The organism is Nocardia alba NBRC 108234, from assembly GCF_001612665.1.
Lineage (GTDB): Bacteria > Actinomycetota > Actinomycetes > Mycobacteriales > Mycobacteriaceae > Nocardia > Nocardia alba.
In genome coordinates this window covers 17660-42822 of sequence record NZ_BDAX01000013.1, presented here as the reverse complement: position 1 = coordinate 42822, position 25163 = coordinate 17660, and the positions used below count along the sequence as shown (strand labels likewise).

Genomic DNA, 25163 nt, shown 5'->3' with positions numbered 1-25163 from the left:
CCTTCTCGGTCGAGTCCGGATGGTCACACGCTGTCGATGCGGACAGCATCCGCTGCCAGCGGAACCACCAGTGGTGTTCCGGTCTGTGGATCATCGATCACCTGCGCGTACACGCCGAAGACCTGTTCGACCAGCTCGGCGGTGATGATCTCGGCGGGCGGACCGACAGCCACGATCTCGCCGCCGCGCATGGCGATGATGTGGGACGCGTAGCGAGCCGCCTGATTGAGATCGTGCAGCACCGCGACGAGGGTGGTGCCCCGCCGATTGAGGCCGACGCACAGCTCGAGCACTTCGATCTGATGCCCGAGGTCGAGATAGGTGGTCGGTTCGTCGAGCAGCAGGATCGGCGTCTGCTGGGCCAGTGCCATCGCGATCCACACCCGCTGGCGCTGCCCGCCCGACAGCGCCTCCACCGGCCGGGTCGACAACTCGGTGAGCCGGGTGACTTCCAGCGCCACATCGACCGCGCGCTGGTCCTCGTCGGTCCACTGCCGAAACATCTTCTGATAGGGAAAGCGGCCACGCGAGACCAGATCGATGATGGTGATCCCCTCCGGGGCGATCGACTGCTGCGGTAGCAGCCCCACCTCGCGGGCGAATTCCTTGCCGCCGTACCCGGCCACCTCCTTGCCGTCGAGCAGCACCGCGCCGTGCTGCGGTCGCAGCAGCCGCGACAGCGCCCGCAGCAGCGTCGACTTCCCGCACGCGTTGGGTCCGACGATGACGGTGAACGACCCGTCCGGCACCACGACGTCGAGGTCGGCGATGACGGTGCGCTCGCCGTACCCGACCCGCAGACCGGCGCCGGTGAGCCGGGCCTCGAAATTGCTTGTCACGGCCGTGCCTTTCGGGACTGGGCGAGCAACAGGAACAGCAGATACACACCGCCGAGCGAGGTGGTGACCACCCCGACCGGGAGCATGGTCTGCGGCGCGAGGATCGTGCGCGCCACCGCCTCGCTGGAGACCAACAGGGTGGCGCCGACCGCCGCCGAGGTGACCAGCGGAATGCCGGCGCTCGGGGTGATCCGTGCCGCGACCTGCGGCGCGACCAGCGCGACGAAGGCGATCGGCCCGACGACCGCGGTGGTCGCGGCCGCGAAACCGACGCCGACCACCAGCAGGATCACCTGGGTGCGCGCGGTGTCGACGCCCTTGCTCGCGGCCGAGTCGGTACCGAGCTCGAACATCCGCATCCGTGGCGCCACCACGATCAGCGCGGGCACGAGCACGGCCAGTGTCACGAACACCGGAACGGTGTCGGCCATCGTGAGATCGCGCAGATTGCCCATGCCCCACGCGGCCGCCACCCCGGCGTTCTGTACATCGGAGGTGGCGATGAGATAGCCGTTGAACGACAACAGCATCGCCGAGACGCCGATCCCGACGATGATGAACCGGAAATCGGCGGTTCCGCCGCGCATCCCGAGGAAATACACGACGAGCGCGGTGAGTAGACACCCCAGCAGCGCACCGATCGTGGCGCCGCCCGAGCCGAGTCCGAGCACCAGCATCGCCACCAGCGCGCCGGTGTTGGCGCCGGTGGTGAACCCGATGATGTCCGGGCTGCCCAGCGGATTGCGGGTGATGGTCTGAAAGATCGCGCCGGACAGCGCCAGTGAGGCCCCGCCGAGAATCGCGGTGACGACGACCGGCAGCCAGGTCGCGACGTGATTGGCGGGCGCACCGCTGACACGACCGGCCAATACCTCGATGACCTGCATGAACCCGAGGCCCGGTGCGCGGGTGGTGCTCGCGCCGAGCGACCACACCCCGACCACCGCGGTCACCACCAGCAGCGCGCCGGTGATCGCCACCGAGACGATGTCGACGCGCAGACTCAGCCCGATCGCGGGCACCCGCAGAAACCGCACCCGGCGGGGCCAGCGGGCGGCCGCCGGGGCATCGGTGGTGGTCACCATTGCGCTCCTTTCGCCCGGCTCGCCAGCCAGATCAGTACCGGCGCGCCGAGGAACGCGGTCACCATCCCGACCGGCAGTTCGCTGGAGGTGGCGACCCGGGCGATGAGATCGGAGCCGACCAGCACGATCGGCCCGACCACCAGACACAGCGGAATCATCCAGCGATGGTCGGGCCCGACGACCATCCGGACCGCGTGCGGCACCATCAGACCGACGAACGTGATCGGCCCCACCGCCGCGGTGGCCGCGCCGCAGAGCATCGTCACCACCACGAAGCCGACCGCGCGCACCGCGGTGACCGGCACACCGAGCGCGTTGGCCCGGTCGTCACCGAGGGCGAGCGCGTTCAGATAGCCCGACAGCGCGAGCGCGCCGACCGACCCGATCAGCACCAGTAACCACGTGGCCGACAGCTGCGGCCACCCGCGCCCGTCGAGCGTGCCGATCAGCAGTCCACGGATCGCGTCGAAAGTGCGGGGATGAATCATGGTGAGCCCGAACGCGAGTCCGCTGAGCATCGACGCGATCGCGACGCCGGTGAGGACGAGTTTGGCCGGGCTCGCCCCGCCGATGCCCCGCGAGCCGACGAAATACACCAGCACCGACGCGACGAACGCGCCGCCGAGCGACCACCAGAGGTAGTCGGTGCCCGCGGCGCCGACCAGGACCGAACCGAGCACCATCGCGAAGTACGCACCGGCGTTCACGCCGAGGATGCCGGGGTCGGCCAACGGGTTACGGGTGAGTCCCTGCATCACCGCGCCCGCGACACCGAGGGCGGCGCCGACCAGGGCCGCCAGCAGGGTGCGGGGGATACGCTGTTCTCGGATCACGCCGAGCGTGGTCGGCCCGCCCTCGTTGAACAGGGCGCGCCAGGCGTCGTCGACCGTGAAGTCGCCGCTGCCGACGAACAGTCCACCGGCCAGCAGGATGATCAGCGCCGCGACCAGCGTCAACAGCACGGCGGTGCGCGACAGTGGTGTCCGCTGTGCGGTCACGGTGGCTCGGGACACAGCGGCTATTCCTCGCTTCGCGGCACTGGCGCGGTGGCCGGGAACGTTGCTGCCACCGCTCGAAGTTAGTTTAGCCTCAGATTAGCTACGGTGGTGGAGCCACGCTGTGGGCGAGGAACTCCGAGCGCGACGCGGCCGGGCGTGGACGTCGTGTGGGCGCCCCCGCCCGGCCGCGTACGAGTCGTCAGAGCTTGCAGGGCACCGAATCGGTGGCGATGTTCAACCCGCACTTGATGATTCCGGTGATCAGATCGATCACCTCGGTGGCGACCCCACCGCCGAGCTTCTCGGCCTTCTCGGCCCGCTCGTCGGTTTCGGGTGCGGTCTTCGGCGAATTCTTGGGGGTGGTGCCCTGACCGTTGAGCGGGTAGTCACCCGGTTCGGCGTGGGACGGCGGAACCACCTGCGGGACGGCGGCGGCGGTCGGGGCGAAGGCGAGGGCTCCGACGGTGATCATCAGAGCGGCGATCGTCGAACGAGCGGACATTTTCGCATCACATCCTCGGGTCGAATCAGTCGTACCGGGCGCAGAATGCGTCGAGTTTATTCGGAGCGAAGCGCCGATCGGATTGCCTCAGCTGGTGATCGGGGCGGTGACGGCCGCGCAGGCGCGCACCAGATCCGCGGGCGCCAACTCGATTTCGAGCCCGCGCTTGCCCGCGCTGCACAGCACCCGATCCCAGTCGAGCGCGGACGCGTCGACAACAGTGGGCAACCTCTTGCGCTGACCCAGCGGCGAAACCCCGCCCAGCACATAGCCGGTGGTGCGCTCGGCCTTGGTCTTGTCGGCCATGTTCGCCTTCGACGCGCCGAGCGCGGCGGCCGCCGCCTTCAACGACAGCCGCGCCGGCACCGGCAGCACGGCCACCGCGAGCGCACCGGATGAGAGTTCGATCACCAGTGTCTTGAAGATCTGCGCGGCCCGCACTCCCAGTGCGTCGCCGAGCGCGTCGACGGCCTCGTCGCCATAGGACTCCGCCCGCGGATCGTGGGAATAGGAATGCACACGGTGCGCGATACCGCTGAGGGCTTTGATCGCGGGAGTCGACATAAGCGGTCACCCTAATCGCGACCACGCCCGGTCCGGCAACCACATTTGCGCCGGTGCGGGAACACGAATGCGGGGGTGCATGTTGCACACAGGTGACAAGCCAACGCGGCCCGCCGACGACGTGAAGGAGAGATAGTGACACTGCTGCTGGAGGAGCGTCCTGTCCTGTCACGGGGTGCGCGATTGCCTCTCGATTCCGTCGTGCCGGTAGATTCGGCTACTACGGCGATCGAAGGGATTGGTGTGACGAGCGACGACGACGTGGTGTCCGACGGTGCGTCCGGCACGGAAGTCGACGAAGCCGAGCTGGCGGCCCGGTTCGAGCGCGACGCGCTGCCGATGATCGACCAGCTCTACGGCGCCGCCCTGCGCATGACCAGGAACCCGGCCGATGCCGAGGACCTGGTGCAGGAGACGTTCGTGAAGGCGTTCCAGGGGTTCAAGTCCTTCCGGGAGGGCACCAATCTGCGTGCCTGGCTGTACCGGATCCTGACCAACACCTACATCAACTCCTACCGCAAGAAACAGCGTCAGCCCGCGCAGTACCCGACCGACGAGATCACCGACTGGCAGCTGGCGGCCACCGCCGAGCACTCCTCGGTGGGCCTGCGCTCGGCCGAGGTGGAGGCGTTGGACGCGCTGCCCGACGACGAGATCAAGTCCGCGCTCCAGCAGTTGCCGGAGGAATTCCGGATGGCGGTGTACTACGCCGATGTCGAAGGGTTCCCGTACAAGGAAATCGCCGACATCATGGGCACCCCCATCGGTACGGTGATGTCTCGGCTGCACCGCGGACGCAAGCAGCTCAAGGGCCTGCTCGCCGATGTGGCGCGCGAACGTGGATTCGACCGTGGGGAACGCCAGGAGGTAGTCAAGTGAGTGACGATCCCGATCTCGACATGGACTGCACCGCGGTCCTCGCGGATGTGTGGCTCATGCTCGACAACGAGTGCGATCAGGCCACCCGCCAGCGCCTGCAGGAGCACATGGACCACTGCAGCCCGTGCATCGAGGCCTACGGCATCGAGGAGAAGATCAAGGGTCTGCTCAGCCGCAAATGCGGTGGCGAGCACGCTCCCGAAGGTCTGCGCGACCGGCTGAAGTTCGAGATCCACCGGAGCATCACGGTGACCAGGATCGAGACCACCGAAGGCTGATCCCACCCCGCATACGGAAACAGCACGCTCTCAGAAGCTTCTGAGAGCGTGCTGTTGTCGTCTGTGCGCAGCGGCACGACTCAAGCGTTAGGACGCTTGCCGTGGTTCGCGGCGTTGCCCTTGCGGCTGCGCTTCTTACGTCCACGCTTACCCATGGGAGCTCCCTTCTATGTCTGGTCGAAAGCCATTGTTTCATGTGTGGTTGGCTGTAGCTTCGGCGGATACGAACGAAGGGGTGCCATGCCTGAAGAAGTGCGCGCGGAGATGGTCTCGACCGTGCTCGCCGTCGAGGTCGCTGTGGGTGAACACGTCAGGGTCGACCAGACGCTGGTGCTGCTCGAATCGATGAAGATGGAGATCCCGGTGCTCACCGAGGTCGAGGGCGACATCACCTCGGTCGATGTCAGCCCGGGTCAGGTCCTGCAGGCGGGCGACCTCATCGCCACCATCGCGTAACTCACCCGAGCGACGAAGCGGTAGATCCAGCGTGGCAACACTGAGCGAGCTCCTGGCCGAACACACCGACCTTCCCGGCATCGCCGTGGACCATCTGCAACGGGTGGTGGGCGATTGGCAGTTGCTCGCCGACCTCTCGTTCTCCGATCTGCTGCTGTGGGTGGGCGCGGGCCCGGTCACCGACGGTGCCGATGTGGTGTGCGTGGCCCAGATCCGGCCGACGACCGCGCCGACCGTGCATCTGGACGACAAGGTCGACACCACCGCCTCGCGCGCCGACTTCCCCCAGGTCTTCGATGCCCTGCTCAGCGGGAACACCGTGCGCACCGACACCGAGGTCGAGGTGAGCGGGGTCTATCACCCGAGCCCGGCGCACGCGGTGCGCGAAGCCATTCCGGTGCGCTGCGGCGACGATGTGATCGCCGTGCTCAGCCGCGATTCCGACCTGGCGCGCTCGCGGGTCCGCAGTTTCCTCGAGACGGCCTACGTCTCGTGCGCCGACGATCTGTGCCAGATGATCGCCGACGGCAGCTTCCCGACACCCGAGGATCGCGCGGCGACGCACTCCAGCCCGCGCGCGGGCGACGGTTTCATTCGCCTCGATACCGAGGGCATCGTCGTCTACGCGAGTCCGAACGCGCTCTCGGCCTACCACCGGATGGGGATGCAGGCCGACCTCGTCGGCCAGGATCTCGCGGTGACCACCCGTTCCCTGATCACCGACCCCTTCGACGCCCAGGAGGTGGTGGCCGATATCCAGGCCGCGCTGGCCGGTCGAACCGGCCGTCGGATGGAGGTCGAGGCACGCGGGGCGACGGTGTTGTTGCGCACATTGGTGCTGCGTCCGGGCGGGCGACTGGCAGGCCCGGCGGTGCTGGTGCGCGATGTCACCGAGGTGAAGCGGCGCGATCGCGCGCTGCTGAGCAAGGACGCCACGATCCGTGAGATCCACCACCGGGTGAAGAACAATCTGCAGACCGTGGCGGCGCTGTTGCGGTTGCAGGCCCGCCGCACCGAGAACCCGGAAGCACAAGTGGCGCTGACGGAATCGGTGCGCCGGGTCACCTCTATCGCCTCGGTGCACGAGATGCTGTCGATGTCGGTGGACGAGGAAGTCGACCTCGACGAGGTCATCGACCGGTTGCTGCCGATCATGGCGGATGTGGCCACGGTGCACACCGCGCGGATCAAGGTGCGCCGCGCGGGTTCACTCGGGGTGTTCTCCGCCGAACGGGCGACGCCGCTGGTGATGGTGCTGACCGAACTGGTGCAGAACGCGATCGAGCACGCCTTCGACGCGGGCGAGAACGGTACCGTGACGATTCGCTCGGAACGTTCGGCGCGCTGGCTCGATGTGATCATCTCCGACGACGGCCGCGGCCTGCCCTCGGGGTTCAGCCTGGAAGGTTCCGACCGGTTGGGTTTGCAGATCGTGCGCACCCTGGTGACCTCGGAACTGGGCGGCTCGATCGGTTTGCATCCGGGTGCCGATGTGGGCACCGACGCGGTGTTGCGGGTTCCGCTCGGACGTCGTTCCGGGCGCTGAACCTCACGAAAAGCCTGAACCTCACGAAAAGCTCAGGTGGGCAACAATAAACCCGGCACCGTGAAGGTGCCGGGTTCTCACACATGCGTTACCGGACCGGGGCTGGTGGCCCGGCAACGCCAGGTCCGTCGATGTCAGACGGAGGTACGCGTACGGGTGCGCGCGTTGCGCCGCTTGAGCGCGCGACGCTCGTCTTCGCTCATTCCACCCCACACGCCGGCATCCTGTCCGGACTTGAGGGCCCATGACAGGCAATCGGCCGTGACGGGGCAGCGGGCGCAGACCAGCTTGGCATCGGCAATCTGCGCGAGCGCAGGACCACTGTTACCCACCGGGAAGAACAGTTCGGGGTCCTCATCGCGACAGATGGCCTTGTGGCGCCAGTCCATTCCTCTGCTCCTTTGCGAGGGCGCCACAAAGGGCGCCTGTAGTTAGTGGATCGTTCACTTGTGCGACTCGAATGTTTCCGCACAGTTGCTTGTGAATGCTTTCACGATCACCGTAGATGTCAATAGGTCTCCGGCGCACCGTGGGGGAGATCACGCTCTAGGTACCCGCTAGGGGAACCTGCCCGGTCCTTTGTACTCGCGTCCGCGGGTTTTCGCAGCGCAACCAGGAGATTTTTCTCGCCGCCCGAAGATCAGGACGGCTTGGGCGCCACCACGTCCAGCACGCCGGGGACAGATGTGAAATGCACCATCTTGCGTTTTCCGATGAAGTCGCCATCGATTTGCAGGCCGATCTCGCGGCCCGTCTCGATGCGCACCGACGGTACGTCATCGGCCCGGAAAAGCATGGGCGACTTGGGGTTTCCGTTCTCGGCCAGCAACTGCCGGGCAAGCAGCAGAGTGCGGGCCACACTCATCGACTTCACCGCGAACACGCCGAGGCCCGATTCGAAGGTCGTGGTGGGATTCGTGCGAATCGGACGCTCCTCGAGATAGGTCCACGGACTCGAATTCGTGACGAAGGCGTAATAGACCTCCTCGACCGGATCCCGTCCCGTGACCTCGACGGTGACGCTCGGATCCTGACCCCGAGCCCGGAAGAACTGCCGCACCGTGGTGGCGAGGTAGCGGGTGGGCGTCGCCTTGCGGCCCTTGGCGCGCGCGGTGTCGATCGACTCGCACACATCGGCGTCGAGACCGACGCCGGCGCTGAAGGTGAACCAGCGGTCGTCGGCCAGGCCGAGCCCGATCCGGCGGTCGGCGTCGCGCGCCAGCAGATCGATGAGCTGGTTGGTCGCCGTCACCGGATCGGCGCGGATGCCGAGCGCGCGGGCGAAGACGTTCGCCGAGCCGCCGGGGATGATCCCGAGACGTGGGCGCCACACCTGATCGTCGTCGACCTGGGGCACCGGCAGGAATCCGTTGATGGTCTCGTTGACCGTCCCATCGCCACCGTGCACGACGATCAGGTCCATTTCCTGGGTCGATGCCCACTGGGCCAGTTCGGCCGCGTGGCCGCGATGCTGGGTGTGCGCAACGGTCAGCTGTGTGCGGCTCTCCAAGGCGTGCGCGAGCAGATCCCGGGTGGCCGGGGTCGTCGAGGTGGCATTGGGATTGACAATGAGCAGCGTCCGCACAGTGCCGAGGGTAGTGCGCGCGAGCGAACACCCGGCGCGCGCCGGGGCGCCACGACGCTTCGTCGTAGGCTGGGGCGCGTGGCAGAGCAGGACGTGACAGACGGTGACCAGCGCGAGAGCGGCGACCAGGTGTCCACCGGTATCCCGATGACGGTGCGGGTGGCCGGTGGGCTGGTCTCGCTGGAGGGACTGGCCGGGTTGGTGACCGCGATCGTGCTGATCGTGCGGGCGCTCACCGGACACGACCAGTCGGCGGCCAGCGGGGTCGGCACCGCGATCTGGTTCGGGGTGCTGTTCGGTGGCGTGCTCGCCGCGGGGATCGGGCTGCTGCGTGGCAAACGCTGGGGACGGGCGATCGCGGTCATCGCGAACGTCCTGCTGCTGCCGGTGGCCTGGTCGTTGCTGACCGACTCGCATCAGCCGCTGTGGGGGAGTTTGCTCGGGGTGGTCGCGGTCGCCGGATTGGCCGCGCTGTTCGCGCCGGCCACCAGTCGCTTCATGGCTCAGGACTACGGCGAGATCCCCGCCGACGACGAGCGTCCGTAGCTCAGGCCTGTGCCGCGCGCAGCGCTTCGCGGCACAGGTGGTCGGCCCTGCGGGTGGTCTCGGGTTGCCGGAAACCCCGCGTGAGGGCCAGTACCCGGTCGCAGGCGGTGTCGAGGTCGATCCGGTGACCGACCGAGACGAACAGTGGCTTCACCTCGTCGCGAGTGCGCAGTGCCCGCCCGACGATCTCGCCGTCGATCGTCACGTCGGCGGTGTCACCGCGGCGCGGCCCGGGCTCGCGGTATTCGCCCCACACCGATTTGGCCACCCCGATAGTCGGAATTCCGGTGAGCAGTCCGACGTGACACGCTAATCCGAAGCGCCGCGGATGCGCGGAACCCTGCGCATCGCACACGAGTAGATCCGGTGTGGTGGTGAGCTTTTCCAATGCGGCGACGGTCGCGGGCAGTTCCCGGAACGCGAGTAGTCCCGGAACATAAGGGAATTCCGAAACTCCGTGTGCGACGGACGATTCGACTGTTTCCATGGTGGCGATGTCGATAATCACGGCGGCCGTCGCGACAGTGCCGTCTTCGGCATACGCCGAATCAATTCCGGCCGCTGTCGAAAATCGCGGCGGCGCGGGATTCTCGGCGGAGACCGAAGGGCGCAGGGCGTTCTGGAGGGCGATCGCCTCCTCGGGGGTCCGTGGCCAATCGTGGGGCAGCGCGATGCGCACGGTTCAGCTCACGGTGGCGGCCAGGGCCGCCAGTTCGGCGCCGGCGAGTCGATAGCCGATCCACTCGTCCTGCGGTGCGGCACCGAGCGATCGGTAGAACTCGATCGACGGCGTGTTCCAGGTGAGCACCGACCACGACACCCGGCTGTAGCCGTGTTCGACCGCCTCGGCGGCCAGCGCCGCGATCAGAGCGCGCCCCAGCCCCGTACCTCGGGTCTCGGGTCGCACGTACAGGTCCTCGAGGTAGATGCCGTGCACGCCGTCCCACGTGGAGTAGTTCAGGAACCAGATGGCGCAGCCGACCACCTCGCCATCGCGCTCGGCGACATGGGCGAACAGCGCGGGCGCGGGCCCGAACAGCGCGGCCCGCAACTGCTCCGAGGTGAGCGTGCACTCGGCGGGTGCCTTCTCGTACTCGGCCAGGTCGTGGACGAGCCCGACCATCGCGGTGACGTCGGCGGGGGTTGCGCGGCGAACGAGGTCGCTCATCGTTGCACTCCTACGATCGGCTCGGTGCGGGTCGTCAGGTTGTGGCCCCAGATGGAGCGGGCGTCGTGATCGAAGCCGAGCACGCTCACCGCACCGGTCGACATCGCGAACCGACGGCCCTCGCGCACCGCGAACTCCGCCCAGCGCGCGATCAGCACCCGCGAGAAGTGCCCGTGCCCGACCAGGACCACGTCCCGTCGCGCCAACGCCGACTCGGCCCGGGCCAGCACCCGATCGGCCCGCACACCCACCTGCTCGGCCGTCTCGCCGCCGGGGACGGGCGCGGTCCACACCGTCCAGCCGGGGACGGTCTCGCGGATCTGCGTGGTCGTGATGCCCTCGTACTCGCCGTAGTTCCACTCGACCAGGTCGTCGTCGACCTCGATCGGCGACAGCCCGGCCAGCTCGGCGGTGTGCCGAGCCCGCAGCCGCGGACTGGTGAGACAGAGCGGATCGCGCAGGTCGAGGGATTTCAGCACCAGCCCGGCCGCGACGGCCTGAGCCTGTCCCAGCTCGGTCAGCGGCAAGTCGGTGACGCTGGTGTGCCTGCGCTGACTCGACCACTCGGTTTCGCCGTGGCGCAGCAGGACCAGGCGGGTATCGGGGGTGGACATGGGTCCATCATGGCAGTGCGGGCTCAGCCCAGCGCGTAGAGCTGTCCGCCACGTCGCTCGAAGACCGTGTTGCCCAGGACGGCGGTGGAGATGGTGTCGCCGCCGTAGTCGGTGCGCGCGATCGGGATCCGGGCGACGGTCGAGCCGTTGCCGCTGTCCACCGCGAGCTGCCCGTCGGCGACCGGAACCAGCAGTCTGCCTGCCATCAGGGCGGGGGTACCGAGCGCGTCGCGCACCGTCCACACCGGCTGTAGTGTGCTCGAGCTCAACGCGATCAGGCTGTTGCCGGTGAAGACGTAGATGGCCGAACCGAGCCGGGTCACCGTGGCGCGTTCCTCCCACGGGGCCGCGAGCGGGTAGGTCGCGATCTCGTTGCCGGTGCCGTCGTGCACGGCGATCCGGGCGGGCAGTCCGAGGCCGGTGGCGGTGGGTTCGGTCGGGGGATAGTAGACGGCGATCTTGTTGTCCGACACCGCGATCACCCGCGACTCCGGCGCGTCGGCACCCGGCGCGGTGAGCGCCCGTGAACCGTATTCCTCGGGGTCGGTCGATTCCTTCGGGGCCGGATTGAGCACGGTCAGCCGGGCGGTCGCGTCACCCGGACAGCGCTCGAGCACCGCCAGCCGCGAGGAACTCGACGCGGCCGAGCGCAGCGTACATCCGCTGCGCGGCTGGGTATTCGGGTTCACCGGGGCATCGACGTAGCCGTACTCGAGGGTGCGCACCAGATCCGAACGCCACATCTCCAACCGGTTCGCGCCGAGCGCCAGCAGGTAGGTGCCGTCGCCGCTGACCCGGATCTCATCGTCCATGTAGCTGCTGCGCGCGACCCGGCGCTCACCGGAATCGGCCTCCAGCATCACCGACTGGCTACACCCGCGCTGATCACGGTAGGTGGCGATCACGGTCCCGAACTGCGACTCGACCCCGCACAGCGGCATGTCCCGGCGATACCACCACAGCTGATTACCGGTGAGCGGATCGCGCCCACTCACGGTGCCGTGGTCGCCGGTCACCACCACATTGCCCGATGTGAGCGCCCGCCGACTCGACTCGTCGGCGGCATGCCACTGCTCGCGCAGGGTGGTGGGCAGCTGGGTGGCCGCGGTGACGGTGGGAACAGGGGACGTCGCGGTGACGGAATCGGTTCCGGTGGCATCGGCGCGCGCCCAGACGACGAACGCCGCCACTACGAGAGTGACGGCGATCGCGATTGCTACGAAGATGTCGGCGCGCGTCCGCCGTTCGGGTGCGAGCACGAAGGCGACCTTAGCCGATCGGTTCTGCTGGGTGGAGCTGCCGTCGGGTCAGGCGTCTACGGTGGTCGCTACTTCAGGCGCGCCGGCTTCCGCGGGCTTGCGCCGGCGTCGTCGACGGGCGGGCTTGGCTACGTCGTCGCCCTCGGCAGTGCCCGATTCAGGCGCATCGGCGTCGTCGGCCGTGGTCGACTCGGCGGCGCTCGCTTCGCCTGCTTCGGCGGGCTTGCGGCGACGGCGCCGACGGCGGGCGGGCTTGTCTGCGTCGGCCGTTTCGTCGACGTTGTCCGTCGACTCGATCGTGCCCGCCGATTCGGTGGTGCTCGACTCGGTGGTGGCGGTCGACCCGGTGCCCTCGACGTCGGTCCTGCCGCCGCGGGTGCGGCGACGGCTGCGCGAGGACTTGGGACGCTCGGTGCGCTCCTCGACCACCGCGTCATCGTCACGGGTGGGGGCCGCGGGCTTGCGGATCACGCCGGTGATGCCCTCGGGGATGCCGAGGTCGCTGTAGAGGTGGGGGGAGCGGGAGTAGGTTTCGGCGGGGTCGGCCATGTTCAGGCCGAGTGCCTTGTTGATCGACTCCCAGCGGTGTAGCTCGTCCCAGTCGATCAGGGTGATCGCGACGCCGGTGCGGCCCGCGCGGCCGGTGCGGCCGATCCGGTGCACGTAGGTCTTCTCGTCCTCGGGGCACTGGTAGTTGATGACGTGGGTGACGTCGTCGATGTCGATGCCGCGCGCGGCGACATCGGTGGCGACGAGCACGTCGATGGTGCCCTTGCGGAACTTCGTCAGCGCCTTCTCGCGGGCGATCTGACCGAGGTCGCCGTGCACGGCGCCGACATTGAAACCACGCTCGGCGAGATCGTCGGCCACCTTCTGGGCGGTGCGTTTGGTGCGGGTGAAGATCATCGTCGCGCCGCGGGACTCGGCCTGCAGCACGCGCGCGACCAGCTCCGCCTTGTCCATCGCGTGCGCCCGGTAGACGAACTGCGCGGTGCGATCGTGCACCGCGGAGTCGTTGGCCAGTTCGGCGCGGATGTGCGTCGGCCTGGTCAGGAAGGTGCGGGCGAGGGTGATGATCGGGCCGGGCATGGTGGCCGAGAACAGCATCGTCTGACGCTTGTCGGGCACCATCGACAGGATGCGCTCGATATCGGGCAGGAAGCCCAGGTCGAGCATCTCGTCGGCTTCGTCGAGGACGAGCACGCCGATCTTGCCGAGGATCAGGTGGTTCTGGTTCGCCAGGTCGAGCAGGCGACCGGGGGTGCCGACGACCACGTCGACACCGTCGCGCAGGGCGGCGATCTGGGTGTCGTAGGGGCGGCCACCGTAGATGGCGGCGACCTTCAGCGAACCCTGGTGGTTGGTCAGGTACTTGCTCGCGTTCTCCAGGTCCTTGGTGACCTGGATGCACAGCTCTCGCGTCGGCACGATCACCAGTGCGCGCGGGGTGCCGTCGAGCGGGGTGGTGCCGGAGTCGGCGGTGGCCACGCGGTGCAGCAGCGGCACTCCGAAACCGAAGGTCTTGCCCATGCCGGTGCGGGCCTGGCCGATGAGATCCTCGCCGGCCAGAGCCAGCGGCAGGGTCAGTTCCTGAATCGCGAAGGTGCGTTCGATCCCGATCTCACCGAGTGCGCGCACGATTTCCTCGCGCACGCCCAATTCGGCGAAACTCGGTGGGATGTGGGTGTTGTCCAGCTCGGCCGTCAGGAGTGTGTCGGCCACACCGGGTTCCTGTTCGACAGTGATCTTGCTCAGTGTTCGTGCCTTCCTCGTCATTGCATCTCGCACGCACGAGGTGGGGCGGGCCGGTCGGCCCGCGACGACCACATACCCGCCTGTGATATTCACCGGGCCGGCGCCGGATAACCATCGCCGACCAGGCGTAATGCGTGGTCGTCGAGACGGTGTCATCGGCGCGGCGCTGCGGTGATGCGGATTCGTTGCGCGCACATTTTCTTCGACATTGCTGTCCGGACAACGCCGCTGTCCGCCCGCGCTGTGCGCCGGTGGATTGCCACGCCGCGGAGTATCTCCGGGCGTCGAAACTAGCGTTGTCCACGGCGATTGTAGCGTGATAATCTGCCGAATCCGAATTTCGACGTGGTGGAAAGCCACGTGAATATAGGCGGGTAATCGGATTACCTCAGCATGAGTGATGTGCCGCAGCGCAATTCAGGGGCGCCGGATTTCGCGCGTGTCCGCGGGTGTAATCGAGCTCACTGGTACCGGCGGTACCGTGTGTGAGACATTTCTAGTCGTGAGAATGAGCGACACCGTCACCACTGCTGCGCGCAACGCGTGGGCGTTGAGCTTCGGCGCGGGCATCGAGCCGGTCGACCCGACGCCCTCGACCGTGCTGTGGGACGAGCCGCACCGACTGCTGCGTCGATATGATACCGAATTCCACTCTGCCGCAAGCGATTCCGCGGTGTTGCTGGTGCCGCCACTGGCCGCGCCCGCCACCTGCTTCGACCTGCGCCGCGATCAGAGCCTGGCCCGCTATCTGGTGGAGACCGGCCGCGCGCCCTACCTGGTCGACTACGGCGAGATCTCCTTCGCCGATCGCCGGATGGGCTTCGAGGACTGGGTCACCGACATCCTGCCCGAGGCGATCCTGCGCGTGAGCGCCGACCGCGGCGGTGCGCCGGTGGACCTGATCGGCTGGTCGCTCGGCGGCATGCTCTCGCTGCTCACCGCGGCGGCGAACCAGGAGTTGCCGATTCGCTCGGTCACCGGGGTCGGCCCGCCGCTCGACTACGACAAGATGCTCGGCGTTCCGCAGGTGCGCGCTGTCGCCGACCTCACGGGCGGCTGGGGGGCAAGCACGCTCGTCCGGGTCGCGGGCGGTATCCCGGCGCCGCTGACCAAACTGGCCTACCGGCTCGCCGCCTACGACCGTGAGCTGGCGCGTCCGAGGTTCATCGCGGGCAATATCACCAACACCGCGAACCTGGCGAAGATGGAATCCATCGACCGTTTCCAGGCCGCTATGCCGGGCTACCCCGGCCGCTTCTCCAACCAGCTGTGGGGCCGGATGATGCTGGCCAACGACATCGGCAACGGCAAACTCGAACTGCGCGACCGGACCGTCCGACTCGCCGACGTGCGCGTGCCCGTCTTGCTGATCGGCGGCAAGTCCGACGTGATCACCCCCAAGGCCGCCGTCGAGGCGGGTTTGCGCACGCTGTCGGGCTCGCCCTCGGTCACCTACGAGGTTGTCGCGGGCAGCCACCTCGGCATTCTCACCGGACCGCAGGCCCGCGAAACCACCTGGGCACACCTCGACAAATTCCTGGCCGAGCGCGACTGACCACCGATCGCGACTATTGTTGACGGTCATGGGAGCCCAGACCTCTAGCGCGCCGGAATTCTTCTCGACCGAACCGCTCGCCGCGGACCACGCGGGGGTGACGGAGCTGTTCGCGGTCCTCGCCTACGGCGAGCTGTCCGCGTTCTACCGGCTGGCCGAAGAGGCGAAGCAGGCGCCGTCGCTGCGCGGCCGGATCGGCGTCGCCAAGATGGCCGCCGCCGAGCTCGCGCACTTCGAGACCCTGGAAGCGGCGCTCACCGAGCGCGGCGCCGACGCCGAAGCCGCCATGGCGCAGTACCAGGGCGCGCTGGACTCCTACCACTCCTCCACCGACCCGTCGACCTGGCTCGAGTCGATGGTGAAGTTCTACGTCGCCGACGGCCTGGCCGCCGACTTCTACACCGAGATCGCGGGCGCGCTGCCCGCCGAGGTCGCCGATGTGGTGCGCGATGTCCTCGCCGAGACCGGCCACTCGCAGTTCGTGGTCGACGAGGTCCGCAGCGCGGTGGCGGCCAGTCGTTCCGAACGCGACCGCCTCACACTGTGGGGACGCAGGCTGCTCGGCGAGGCGATCACGCAGGCGCAGTTCGTGATGGCCCAGCGCGACGAACTGGCCGAACTGGTCCTCGCGGCCACCGGCGATCTCAACGGCATCGCGACCCTGTTCGACCGCATGCAGCAGCGGCACGCGGCCCGCATGGCGGAACTGGGCCTGTAGGTCACCCGCCTACCACGCGTTGCTGAACCAGGCGTAGTTCCGGTGTGCGGGCGACGCTTTCGCGTGGCAGCCAGACGACGACCTGCTGGTCGCGGTCGGCGGACAGTGTCTGCACCGTGTAGGTGAGAGTGCCTCGGGCGGGGTGTTCGAAGCCGAGGAGAGTGGGGATGTCCTCGGTCAGGCGGTGGGGTTGCCAGCGGCGGGCGAATTCGGGTTCCTCGCACAGGGTGGTGACGACGCCCGCGATGCGTTCGTCGTCGGGGCGGCGCAGGCGTGTTCTGACGAGCTGGTCGGCGAGGTGGTCGGCGAACTGGGGCCAATCGGTGACCGTGGTGCGTGCCAGGGGATGGCGGAACGCCCAGACGGCGAGGTTGACCGTGTCCGCGTTGTCGAGCAGGCCGAGCGGGCTGACCAGGTCTGCCCACGCGCTGTTCCAGGCCAGCACGTTGGCCCTGGGCCCGAGCGCGAACGCCGGGGTCGGGGAGAGCGCGTCGAGCACGCCGCGAAGCGTGGCGGGCACCTGATCGAGCTCGGGGTCGAAGGCGGTGCTGGGGCACCGTGATTCGCTGCCGGTGGTCAGTGCGAGCCAACCGAAATGGGCTCGCTCGGTGTCGTTGAACCGCAGCGCGGTGCCGAGCGCGTCGATGACGGCCATCGACGGGTTGGTATCGCGGCCCTGTTCGAGTCGCGCCAGATAGTCCGCGCTCACCCCCGCGAGCACCGCGACCTCCTCCCGGCGCAGGCCGGGGGTGCGCCGCCTGCCGCCGCCGGGCAGGCCCACGTCTTCCGGGCGCAATTCGGCGCGACGGGCGATGAGCAGCTGCGCGAACGCCGACCTGGCACCGGGATGATCCGAGCTATCTGCGCCAACCATGTCTCGATCCTGCCTGGTCGTGGATATTTCAGCCACGCCCTGCGGGGACCAGGATAACCGCGGTCTGGTTAACGGACCGCAGTCCGGTGAGGGTGGAGGCATGACTTCCCCGACACAGACCCAGCAGTTGAAGACCGGATCCTGGGCCCTCGACGCCGCCCACTCCTCGGTCGCGTTCACCATTCGCCACCTCGGAATCGCCAAGGTGCGCGGTGGCTTCACCCGCTTCGAGACCGAGTTCGTCGTCGACGAAGCGGGCGCGGCCACCCTCGGCGCCACCATCGAACTCGATTCCTTCGATACCAGCAATGCCGACCGCGACGCCCATATCCGCCAGGCCGACTTCCTCGATGTCGCCAACCGCCCGACCCTGAGTTTCCGTTCCACCCAGCCGGTTCGGGTCGCCGAGACCTTCACCGTCACCGGCGAGGCCACCCTCGGCGCGATCACCCAACCGCTGACCCTCGACGTCGAATGGGGCGGCCTCGCCGACTTCCCCGACGGCACCCGGCACGCGGGCTTCTCCGCCACCGGCGCCATCAAGCGCACCGACTTCGGCGTCGGCGTCGCCATGCCGGGCATGCTGTCGGACACCGTGAAGATCGAACTGGAGATCCAATTGATCGAGCCGTGAGTTCGAATTCAGCCGTCGGCGGAAGTCGCGGGCAGGCCGAACAAGCGTCGGCGGACTGCATTAGCCTGGAACCCGACAACACAGGACTCTTACGTTCGGAGGTTGGCCGTGGAGGTCAAGATCGGTATCTCGGATAGCCCGCGAGAGCTCGTCATCAACAGTGCGCAGAGCCCTGACGAGATCGAGGCGCTGGTGTCCGATGCGCTGAGCGGCTCCGCCGGCGTCGTGTCGCTCACCGACGAGAAGGGCCGCAAGTTCCTGATCCAGGCCGCGAAGGTCGCCTACGTGGAGATCGGTTCCCCCGCCGTCGGCCGGGTCGGTTTCGCCACGATCTGAGCTGAGAACACAAAAATGCCCCGCCATCCGATGGCGGGGCATTTCTCGTTGTGAGCTCAGAGGTCCTGGGAGTAGGCCCGCTGGGCGGCGGTGAGCGGCACGTGCTTGAGGCCACCCCACGCCAGCGACACGGTGGTGTCGACGGCTTCGTCCTTGGGGACCGGTCGGTCGGCCTCGAGCCAGTAGCGGGCCGAGAACTGGCTCGCGCCGACGAGGCCGACGGCGAGAATCCGGGCACGATACGGATCCAGACCCGAGTCGTGGGCGACCAGGTCGAAGACCGCGTCGACACAGGCCTCGGTGGCCTGCTCGACCCGGCGCTGTACCTGGGGTTCGCTGGTGAGGTCGGATTCGAAGACGAGGCGGAAGCCCTGCATCTCGTTGTCGACGAAGTCGAAGTACGCGGCGACCGCGGCCCGCACGCGCTGCTTGTTGTCGGTGGTGGAGCGCAGCGCCTGGCGCACGCTCGACACCAGGATGTCGACATAGTTCTGGAGCACCGCCAGATACAGCTCCAGCTTGCTGGCGAAGTGCTGGTACAGCACCGGCTTACTGACTCCGGCTACCTGGGAGATCTCGTCCATGCCCGCCGCGTGGTAGCCGCGCTGGACGAAGACCTCGCTGGCGGCGAGCAGCAACTGCTGGCGGCGCTCGTCACGAGGCAGGCGGGTACCGCGCTTGGCCGGGACCGTCTCCGGCACCGATCGGCGCGAGGGCATGCGGTCCACGAGGTCAGTCATCTCGGCTCTCTATAGTCGATTCCCGATCCATCGGGTGTGCGGGTCGGGGTATCAGGAACGATACTCGCACGGTGTTCGCCCTGCGTCTCGCCCTGGAAATGTAGTACCAGTCCGCGGAGTTCGCCGGGCCGTAACCGGGCGAACTCCTCCGGCCGCCCGTACGGCGGGTATGCCCACTGTGAGAATCTGGTGGGGTGACCGATCGGACGGATGACCATGCCGACGGCGGGCGCGATGTCGCTCGCTCCACGCAACCCGCCGAGTCCGGTGCCGTCATGTCGACGCCGGAGGGGCGGGAGTTGCAGGTCTACGATCCGCTCGCGGTCGATCAGCCCGCCGACCGCTCCCGCCAGCCGCTGAGTGCCAGCTGGGATCCCACCGACGATGGCACCGGTCTCCCACCCAGCCCCCAGCCCGCGGCGAAGAAGCGGCGCGGGCTCGGTCGCTTCGTCACCGCGTACGGGTGGCGTGCGTACGCGTTGCCGGTGCTGCTCGCCATCACGGTGCTGGTCGTCGTCGACGCGGTGCGCACCGGACCGCTCCCGCCGCCGAGTACTCCCGGCTTCGGCGCGCTGAGCCCCAAGGTGGCGCAGTCCGGCATCATCGGCGCGCCCCCCGGCGACGGGAAGTTCCCCGCCGATCTGCCGCTGGGCGCGCTGCCGGAGGGCGGCGAGTACGTCGAGCGCGCGGCAGGCACCTGGCATGTGGTGCCGGGCACCACCGCCCAGGTCGGCGCGGGCACCGAGCGCGTGTTCCGCTACACCGTCGAAGTCGAGGACGGCATCGACACCGCGCCGTTCGGTGGCGACGCCGCCGTGGCGAAGATGGTGGAGACCACCCTGGCCAACCCGAAGAGCTGGACCAACGACCCCAAGTTCGGTTTCCAGCGCGTCGACGCGGGCCCGGCCGACTTCCGCCTCTCGCTCACCTCTCGCCAAACCACACGCGCCGCTTGCGGATTCGAGATTCCGATCGACTCGTCGTGCTACAACGCCGACCTCGACCGGGTCGTGCTGTCGGAGGTCCGCTGGGTCCGCGGCGCGCTGGCCTTCGACGGCGACATCGGCTCCTACCGGCAGTACCAGATCAACCACGAGGTCGGTCACGCCATCGGCTATCACGGTCATCAGCCGTGCGAGACCGACGGTGGCCTCGCCCCGATCATGATGCAGCAGACCTTCGGTACCAGGAACAACGACATCGCCCAACTCGACCCCCACGGCGTGGTCCCCGCCGACGGCAAGACCTGCCGTTTCAACCCGTGGCCGTACCCGCGCGGATAGTGGCCTCGCTCATGCGAGAGCATGGACGGGGAAGAACAGCACGGCAGGTCTTGTTGTAGTCAGCACAGCGGCCACCGGATGCACGGCCGCGCCCGCCGCCACAGATACAGGAGTTCTCACGTGTCTCTTCATGGGACGTTGCCGCCGCTCATCGAGCCGGCCGCGGAACTGACCAAAGACGAAATCGCGCGCTACAGCAGGCACCTGATCATTCCCGATCTCGGTGTCGACGGTCAGAAGCGATTGAAGAACGCCAAGGTTCTCGTGATCGGCGCGGGCGGCCTCGGCTCGCCCGCCCTGCTCTATCTGGCCGCCGCCGGTGTCGGCACGCTCGGCATCGTCGAGTTCGACGAGGTCGACGCCTCCAACCTGCAGCGCCAGATCATCCACGGTGAATCCGATATCGGCCGACCCAAGGCCGACAGCGCCCGCGATTCCATCCTGGAGATCAATTCCGGGATCGACGTGCGGCTGCACAAGATCCGCCTCGAGCCGGAGAACGCGGTCGAGCTGTTCGCCGAATACGACCTGATCGTCGACGGCACCGACAACTTCGCCACCCGCTACCTCGTCAACGACGCCGCTGTCCTCGCGGGCAAGCCCTACGTGTGGGGCTCGATCTACCGCTTCGAGGGCCAGGTCTCGGTGTTCTGGGAGGACGCACCGGACGGGCGCGGCATCAACTACCGCGACCTGTACCCGGAGGCCCCGCCGCCGGGCATGGTCCCGTCCTGCGCCGAAGGCGGCGTACTGGGCGTGCTGTGCGCGTCGATCGGATCGGTGATGGTGACCGAGGCGATCAAGCTGATCACCGGCATCGGTGAGACGCTGCTCGGCCGTCTGATGGTCTACGACGCGCTGGACATGAACTACCGCACCATCAAGCTGCGTCGCGATCCGCAGCGCGAGCCGATCACCGAACTGATCGATTACGACGCGTTCTGCGGTGTGGTGTCGGAGGAAGGCACCGCCGCCGCGGCCGGGTCGACCATCACCGCCGCCGAGCTCAAGGAGCTGCTCGACGCCGACAAGGTCGAGCTGATCGACGTGCGCGAGCCGGTGGAGTGGGACATCGTCCACATCGCGGGCGCGACCTTGATCCCCAAGGACCGCATCCTGTCCGGCGAGGCGCTGTCGGAACTGCCCCAGCACAAGCCGATCGTGCTGCACTGCAAGACCGGCATCCGCTCCGCGGAGGCGCTGGCCGCGTTGAAGCGCGCCGGTTTCGCCGACGCGACGCATCTGCAGGGCGGCGTGGTGGCCTGGGCCAAGCAGGTCGACCCGTCGCTACCGGTCTACTGACCCGATAGCCACCGGTTTGCGACCTCGCCGTGTATTGCGGTGAGGTCGCAAAGTGGACTATCACAGCGTGCCTTGGGTCGAGTCCGGTGATCGCGGGGTTACGGTACGGCCCGTGACCTCAGTCGAACCTCCCGAACATGTGCGAGCCACATTCGGGCTTCGCGAAGTGACGCCGGTTTCCCTCGGGGACTGGGACGGTGGCTGGCGCATGGGTGACGTGGTACTCAGCCCCGTCGCCGATCATGCCCGAGCCGCGTGGTCGGCGAAAGTGCGCGAACACCTCGCGGTCGACGGGCTGCGGGTGGCCCGCCCCGTCCGCGCCACCGACGGTCGCTATGTTGTCTCGGGTTGGCGCGCCGACACCTACGTGGACGGCGCCCCCGAACCCCGCCACGACGAAGTCGTGTCGGTCTCACTGCGTCTACACAAGGCGACAGCGGAACTGGACCGCCCCCGCTTCCTGGTCCAGCCGCCAGTCGCCCCCTGGGTGGACGTGGACGTCTTCGTCGCCGCCGACCGCGCCGCCTGGGAATCGGTCCCGCTGCGCAGCCTGCGCGCGGGCGGGGTCCCCATCGCCGTCACCGCCGACGGCCAGCGTTCGCTCGAACTGATCGGCCAGCTGGCCACCTTGCGCAAACCCGTGCGCGGCCCCGACCAACTCGTCCACGGCGACCTCTTCGGCACCGTCCTGTTCACCGGCGCCCACACCCCCGGCCTCACCGACATCACCCCCTACTGGCGCCCCGCCACCTGGGCCGCCGGGGTAGTCGTCGTCGACGCACTGGCCTGGGGCGGCGGCGACGACGGTCTCCTCGACCGCTGGGCCACCCTGCCCGAATGGCCCCAGATGCTGTTACGCGCCTTGATGTTCCGCTTGGCGGTCCATGCTCTACACCCCCGCTCCACTCCAGAGGCTTTCCCTGGTTTGGCGCGTACCGCGGATATGGTTCGGTTGACGCTGTAGGGCGCGTGGCCCTGACTCGGGCGGGTATCGGCAATCAGGTGTCGAGTACAGCTGGTTTTCGATGTTGACGATCAAGCGTGACGTCTACGCTCGATCGCAGGAGTCGTTGTGCGCGAACGCGAGGGGATCGGATGACCACCGACGCGGAAACAGTGTTGTATCGGGAACCGACACGGGCAGACTTGCCCGACATTCAGATGATCGATAGCGCGGCCTTCCGCGACAGGTATCCGCTCTTCGTCCTGCGCCAGTTGCTGGTGGCGGACAGTTCTCGCTGCGTCGTCGCTGTCGAACCCGGTGACGACGAGGACAGGCTGGTCGGGTACGCGCTGACAATGATGGGTGAAGGCTCGAGAGCATGGCTGATCAGCTTGGCAGTCTCGCCTGATCGGCGCGGCCGCGGTTATGGGCGTGGTCTGCTGGACCGGAGCGTCTCGACGTGCCGTCGAAAAGGGGACGCGGACGAGGTCTGCTTGACCGTCGACCCGCGCAATCTCGCTGCCTATTCGCTGTTCAGCGATTTCGGTTTCGTTCTGTATGACCACGAGGAACGGTATTTCGGCGACAACGAGCCGCGTGACGTGCTGGCCTACAAGCTACTTTCGCTCAGATGACCCGATACCGGTCGACGACCCATGTGGTGGATCCAGGCCTGGTCCGGTTGGTGCTGTAAGGGTGAATCGCCCGCTTCGTCCAGGTTAAGGGGTGCTCAATCATGTTGAGACCCAACGCTTCTTGGGTCCGCTCATGCTAATCTCAACGAGCATAGCCGCTCTGAGTCCTGCGCCGGACCTTGCCGGACTGCGCGGCCCATCACGAGCGGTGAGGATGACTGCGGGTGCGTATCCAGCCCAGACAGCAGATTCTGGATATCTGGCGTTCACTGATATCGACCTGCTACGTCGATGGAAAATGGCAATGGGACGGCATACTCGGCGCCAATTCGATCAGCGACTCCGAACAGTTGCTGTGCCTGCTGTACCCGGCTACTGAGATCTCGAGCTTTGCCCTCGACCGTCCCGAGTCGATGGCGGGTGACGTCACAGAGACCTTGAGTGAGCTCGGGCAACCGGCCCGGATCGGCTTGACTGTATTCGGACTGCTCGAGGAGTACCTCGAGCGGAACACCGGTCCCGATGGTCGGCCGAGTTTCGATGCGGGCAGCTACCTGCGGTCAGCCAACGGGCACGATCCGACACCTAGCCAGCGCGCTATCGAGGTGGTTGACAGTTTCTCGATGTCGGTGACGCTGTGCCTGGCCGGGATCGGTTTCGCGCGTGTGTACGCCCAGTCCGCGCGCGGTCGCAGCGACCTGACCAAACGCATCACCGCGCTGAGCGAAGGGTTGAGTACCCGACTCACCGCGGCGATGATCGGACTTATCCGAAGTTTCGTCGTCAATACCGCGGAACCCAAATCGCCCGTCGGTCGGTCGATGCTCGCCATGCTCAATCAGACGGGGCAGCCCGACTCTGTGGTGGTGGAATCGGTTCGCCGCAGTCTCGACCGTGTTCGTGATCGACTCCGCACCGATGTCACCCTGGGTCGGACAAAGCACACCGACCTCGAGGACAACGACTTGTTGTTCGAATGTGGGTGGAGCTGGGGGATTGTCGAGGACGCTGATCCGGTCAAATTCGTCGACCAGACCTACGACCAGGTCCGTGGTATCGCGGATCCACGCCCCTACCTGTATTTCACCGTGGTCGCGCTCGACGGCATCAACGACGTCTTCTCACAACGCACCCGAGAGCTCGACTTGCTCAATGATGAGCAGCTTCGGCTCGCCGAAGCATTGCGGCTGCGCTGGGATCTGACGCAGCGGTATTGGGCCACGGTCGCCCGATTCGGTTCCGGCCGTTGGCCATTGGAGGACATTCCGTGGCGGACCTCCGATGGCGAGGAGTCCGACTATTACAGTCTGGTCGTTTCTTCGGTCCTCATCCAGGAACTTGTCGCCCGCACCGCCTCCGACGACGATCTCACCCGTGCGGTCGGTATCTTCGACGAATTGTCGCGCCGTAGCCGGATCACCCGCCGGACGACCAAGGATGACCCGGCAATCGGCCTACACACGCCCGGCGTGCGAATGTTGTTGCGCGGCAGTGAGAAAGTCGACGGTGGCGGGCCCGAACTCGCGTGGTTCGTTTCCGATTTCGCACCGGTGCTCCTCAAACGCATCATGCAGGCGGCCCGGCTCTCGGGCAATATCGCGGCCCGCGACCAGTTGATGGAATTGGCGAAGGAGATCATGGATCACCTCAACGACCGTGCCATCGCCGACGGTGACGCGAGCGGTCTGTGGGACAATCCCGCTGCGGTATTCGGTGGCCCGCAGGAGGATCGGCCGTCCTGGTATCTCACCGAACGCATGGTGGAATGCCTGGTCGCGGCCGAACGGACTTATCGTGAAGCACCGTTGCGTTCTCCGGCAATGGTCAGTCGAGCGGTCGAACTACTCAACGAAGCCGAGCATCTGCTGAATCAGGCGATGCTGGATGTGAGCGCGACCGACAACTCGGCGAAGCGCACGTCCCTGGAGGGAGTCGAGGAGAAACTGGACCGTGCGCGCAGACTGGTCAGTATCCAACCGGGCACCTCGTTCACGCTCGCCTCGGACGCGCTGACCGCGCTCGATGGACTGGCTGTATCCCGTAACGACGCGAGAAGGATCCCCTGAGCC

The 25163-nt window shown here is 67.4% G+C and carries 29 protein-coding genes; 14 read left to right on the top strand and 15 right to left on the bottom strand.

What is annotated here, in order from left to right; genetic code table 11:
• Positions 1 to 23: 23 nt before the first annotated feature.
• The 5 genes from NA12_RS15310 to ybaK all read right to left on the bottom strand — a co-directional run bounded on the left by NA12_RS15310 (position 24) and on the right by ybaK (position 3988).
• Entirely contained in the window at positions 24 to 839 is an 816-nt protein-coding gene (locus NA12_RS15310) for an ABC transporter ATP-binding protein (RefSeq protein ID WP_067450653.1), read from the bottom strand.
• Positions 836 to 1924, bottom strand: coding sequence for a FecCD family ABC transporter permease (locus tag NA12_RS15305; protein ID WP_067450649.1), 1089 nt, complete (start codon positions 1922 to 1924; stop codon positions 836 to 838). The genes NA12_RS15310 and NA12_RS15305 overlap by 4 nt, the downstream gene beginning before the upstream one ends.
• Positions 1918 to 2937: a FecCD family ABC transporter permease gene (locus NA12_RS15300; protein WP_084472787.1), complete on the bottom strand. Its 1020-nt coding sequence runs from the start codon at positions 2935 to 2937 to the stop codon at positions 1918 to 1920. The genes NA12_RS15305 and NA12_RS15300 overlap by 7 nt, the downstream gene beginning before the upstream one ends.
• A gap of 184 nt (positions 2938 to 3121) precedes the next feature.
• Positions 3122 to 3424, bottom strand: coding sequence for a hypothetical protein (locus NA12_RS15295; protein WP_067450630.1), 303 nt, complete (start codon positions 3422 to 3424; stop codon positions 3122 to 3124).
• An 87-nt stretch (positions 3425 to 3511) separates the two neighbouring features.
• Positions 3512 to 3988: a Cys-tRNA(Pro) deacylase gene (ybaK, locus tag NA12_RS15290; RefSeq protein WP_067450627.1), complete on the bottom strand. Its 477-nt coding sequence runs from the start codon at positions 3986 to 3988 to the stop codon at positions 3512 to 3514.
• Between the two features lie 243 nt (positions 3989 to 4231).
• Here ybaK and NA12_RS15285 point away from each other — a divergent pair, with 243 nt between their 5' ends.
• Positions 4232 to 4867, top strand: a complete 636-nt coding sequence (locus NA12_RS15285) for a sigma-70 family RNA polymerase sigma factor (RefSeq protein ID WP_165914750.1) — start codon at positions 4232 to 4234, stop codon at positions 4865 to 4867.
• 20 nt (positions 4868 to 4887) lie between these two features.
• Positions 4888 to 5145 (top strand): mycothiol system anti-sigma-R factor, encoded by a 258-nt coding sequence (gene rsrA / locus NA12_RS15280; protein ID WP_067450959.1) that lies wholly within the window; start codon positions 4888 to 4890, stop codon positions 5143 to 5145.
• An 80-nt stretch (positions 5146 to 5225) separates the two neighbouring features.
• Here the strand turns inward: rsrA and NA12_RS35060 are convergent, their stop codons facing one another.
• Positions 5226 to 5300 (bottom strand): 50S ribosomal protein bL37, encoded by a 75-nt coding sequence (locus NA12_RS35060; protein ID WP_022597109.1) that lies wholly within the window; start codon positions 5298 to 5300, stop codon positions 5226 to 5228.
• Positions 5301 to 5385: 85 nt separating this feature from the next.
• Between NA12_RS35060 and NA12_RS15275 the strand changes: the two genes are divergently transcribed.
• Both NA12_RS15275 and NA12_RS15270 read left to right on the top strand, forming a co-directional pair.
• Positions 5386 to 5601: a biotin/lipoyl-binding carrier protein gene (locus NA12_RS15275; protein WP_067450621.1), complete on the top strand. Its 216-nt coding sequence runs from the start codon at positions 5386 to 5388 to the stop codon at positions 5599 to 5601.
• Between the two features lie 31 nt (positions 5602 to 5632).
• The gene (locus tag NA12_RS15270) at positions 5633 to 7147 is read left to right on the top strand and encodes a sensor histidine kinase (RefSeq protein ID WP_067450618.1); all 1515 of its coding nucleotides are present in this window, start codon (positions 5633 to 5635) and stop codon (positions 7145 to 7147) included.
• 134 nt (positions 7148 to 7281) lie between these two features.
• Here the strand turns inward: NA12_RS15270 and NA12_RS15265 are convergent, their stop codons facing one another.
• Both NA12_RS15265 and NA12_RS15260 read right to left on the bottom strand, forming a co-directional pair.
• Entirely contained in the window at positions 7282 to 7536 is a 255-nt protein-coding gene (locus tag NA12_RS15265; protein ID WP_022567051.1) for a WhiB family transcriptional regulator, read from the bottom strand.
• Positions 7537 to 7787: 251 nt separating this feature from the next.
• A complete protein-coding gene (locus tag NA12_RS15260) occupies positions 7788 to 8732 on the bottom strand; it encodes a diacylglycerol/lipid kinase family protein (protein ID WP_067450614.1) in 945 nt (314 codons plus the stop codon).
• 147 nt (positions 8733 to 8879) lie between these two features.
• Between NA12_RS15260 and NA12_RS15255 the strand changes: the two genes are divergently transcribed.
• A complete protein-coding gene (locus tag NA12_RS15255) occupies positions 8880 to 9278 on the top strand; it encodes a hypothetical protein (protein ID WP_067450956.1) in 399 nt (132 codons plus the stop codon).
• Between the two features lies 1 nt (position 9279).
• Here the strand turns inward: NA12_RS15255 and NA12_RS15250 are convergent, their stop codons facing one another.
• The 5 genes from NA12_RS15250 to NA12_RS15230 are packed head-to-tail and all read right to left on the bottom strand — an operon-like array spanning position 9280 to position 14095.
• Positions 9280 to 9957 (bottom strand): endonuclease V, encoded by a 678-nt coding sequence (locus tag NA12_RS15250; protein WP_067450611.1) that lies wholly within the window; start codon positions 9955 to 9957, stop codon positions 9280 to 9282.
• A gap of 3 nt (positions 9958 to 9960) precedes the next feature.
• The gene (locus tag NA12_RS15245) at positions 9961 to 10446 is read right to left on the bottom strand and encodes a GNAT family N-acetyltransferase (protein WP_067450608.1); all 486 of its coding nucleotides are present in this window, start codon (positions 10444 to 10446) and stop codon (positions 9961 to 9963) included.
• A complete protein-coding gene (locus NA12_RS15240; protein ID WP_067450606.1) occupies positions 10443 to 11060 on the bottom strand; it encodes an acid phosphatase in 618 nt (205 codons plus the stop codon). The genes NA12_RS15245 and NA12_RS15240 overlap by 4 nt, the downstream gene beginning before the upstream one ends.
• 23 nt (positions 11061 to 11083) lie before the next feature.
• Positions 11084 to 12319, bottom strand: a complete 1236-nt coding sequence (locus NA12_RS15235) for an Rv3212 family protein (protein ID WP_067450603.1) — start codon at positions 12317 to 12319, stop codon at positions 11084 to 11086.
• 48 nt (positions 12320 to 12367) lie between these two features.
• A complete protein-coding gene (locus tag NA12_RS15230; protein WP_067450600.1) occupies positions 12368 to 14095 on the bottom strand; it encodes a DEAD/DEAH box helicase in 1728 nt (575 codons plus the stop codon).
• Between the two features lie 487 nt (positions 14096 to 14582).
• On the opposite strand from NA12_RS15230, the gene NA12_RS15225 reads away from it, so the two are divergent.
• Together NA12_RS15225 and NA12_RS15220 are read left to right on the top strand one after the other, a co-directional pair.
• Positions 14583 to 15629, top strand: coding sequence for an alpha/beta fold hydrolase (locus tag NA12_RS15225; protein ID WP_067450597.1), 1047 nt, complete (start codon positions 14583 to 14585; stop codon positions 15627 to 15629).
• Between the two features lie 28 nt (positions 15630 to 15657).
• Positions 15658 to 16347: a ferritin-like fold-containing protein gene (locus NA12_RS15220; RefSeq protein ID WP_067450594.1), complete on the top strand. Its 690-nt coding sequence runs from the start codon at positions 15658 to 15660 to the stop codon at positions 16345 to 16347.
• 1 nt (position 16348) lies between these two features.
• Here NA12_RS15220 and NA12_RS15215 read toward each other — a convergent pair whose 3' ends face one another.
• On the bottom strand, positions 16349 to 17221 hold the full coding sequence (locus NA12_RS15215; RefSeq protein ID WP_067450591.1) for a helix-turn-helix transcriptional regulator: 873 nt from the start codon (positions 17219 to 17221) through the stop codon (positions 16349 to 16351).
• Between the two features lie 100 nt (positions 17222 to 17321).
• Between NA12_RS15215 and NA12_RS15210 the strand changes: the two genes are divergently transcribed.
• Positions 17322 to 17855 (top strand): YceI family protein, encoded by a 534-nt coding sequence (locus tag NA12_RS15210; protein ID WP_067450588.1) that lies wholly within the window; start codon positions 17322 to 17324, stop codon positions 17853 to 17855.
• Between the two features lie 108 nt (positions 17856 to 17963).
• Positions 17964 to 18191 (top strand): DUF3107 domain-containing protein, encoded by a 228-nt coding sequence (locus tag NA12_RS15205; protein ID WP_067450585.1) that lies wholly within the window; start codon positions 17964 to 17966, stop codon positions 18189 to 18191.
• A 56-nt stretch (positions 18192 to 18247) separates the two neighbouring features.
• Here the strand turns inward: NA12_RS15205 and fasR are convergent, their stop codons facing one another.
• Positions 18248 to 18931 carry an HTH-type transcriptional activator FasR gene (gene fasR, locus NA12_RS15200; protein ID WP_056812916.1) on the bottom strand — a complete coding sequence of 228 codons (684 nt, stop codon included), beginning with the start codon at positions 18929 to 18931 and terminating at the stop codon, positions 18248 to 18250.
• Positions 18932 to 19125: 194 nt separating this feature from the next.
• On the opposite strand from fasR, the gene NA12_RS15195 reads away from it, so the two are divergent.
• From NA12_RS15195 to NA12_RS15175, 5 genes are all read left to right on the top strand, one after another.
• A complete protein-coding gene (locus NA12_RS15195; protein ID WP_371855999.1) occupies positions 19126 to 20214 on the top strand; it encodes a DUF3152 domain-containing protein in 1089 nt (362 codons plus the stop codon).
• 78 nt (positions 20215 to 20292) lie between these two features.
• Positions 20293 to 21516 (top strand): adenylyltransferase/sulfurtransferase MoeZ, encoded by a 1224-nt coding sequence (gene moeZ, locus NA12_RS15190; protein ID WP_174551094.1) that lies wholly within the window; start codon positions 20293 to 20295, stop codon positions 21514 to 21516.
• 112 nt (positions 21517 to 21628) lie between these two features.
• Positions 21629 to 22480 carry a TIGR02569 family protein gene (locus NA12_RS15185; protein WP_067450582.1) on the top strand — a complete coding sequence of 284 codons (852 nt, stop codon included), beginning with the start codon at positions 21629 to 21631 and terminating at the stop codon, positions 22478 to 22480.
• 131 nt (positions 22481 to 22611) lie between these two features.
• A complete protein-coding gene (locus tag NA12_RS15180) occupies positions 22612 to 23094 on the top strand; it encodes a GNAT family N-acetyltransferase (protein WP_067450579.1) in 483 nt (160 codons plus the stop codon).
• A gap of 224 nt (positions 23095 to 23318) precedes the next feature.
• A complete protein-coding gene (locus NA12_RS15175) occupies positions 23319 to 25160 on the top strand; it encodes an SCO2524 family protein (RefSeq protein WP_067450577.1) in 1842 nt (613 codons plus the stop codon).
• The last annotated feature ends 3 nt before the right edge of the window (positions 25161 to 25163 follow it).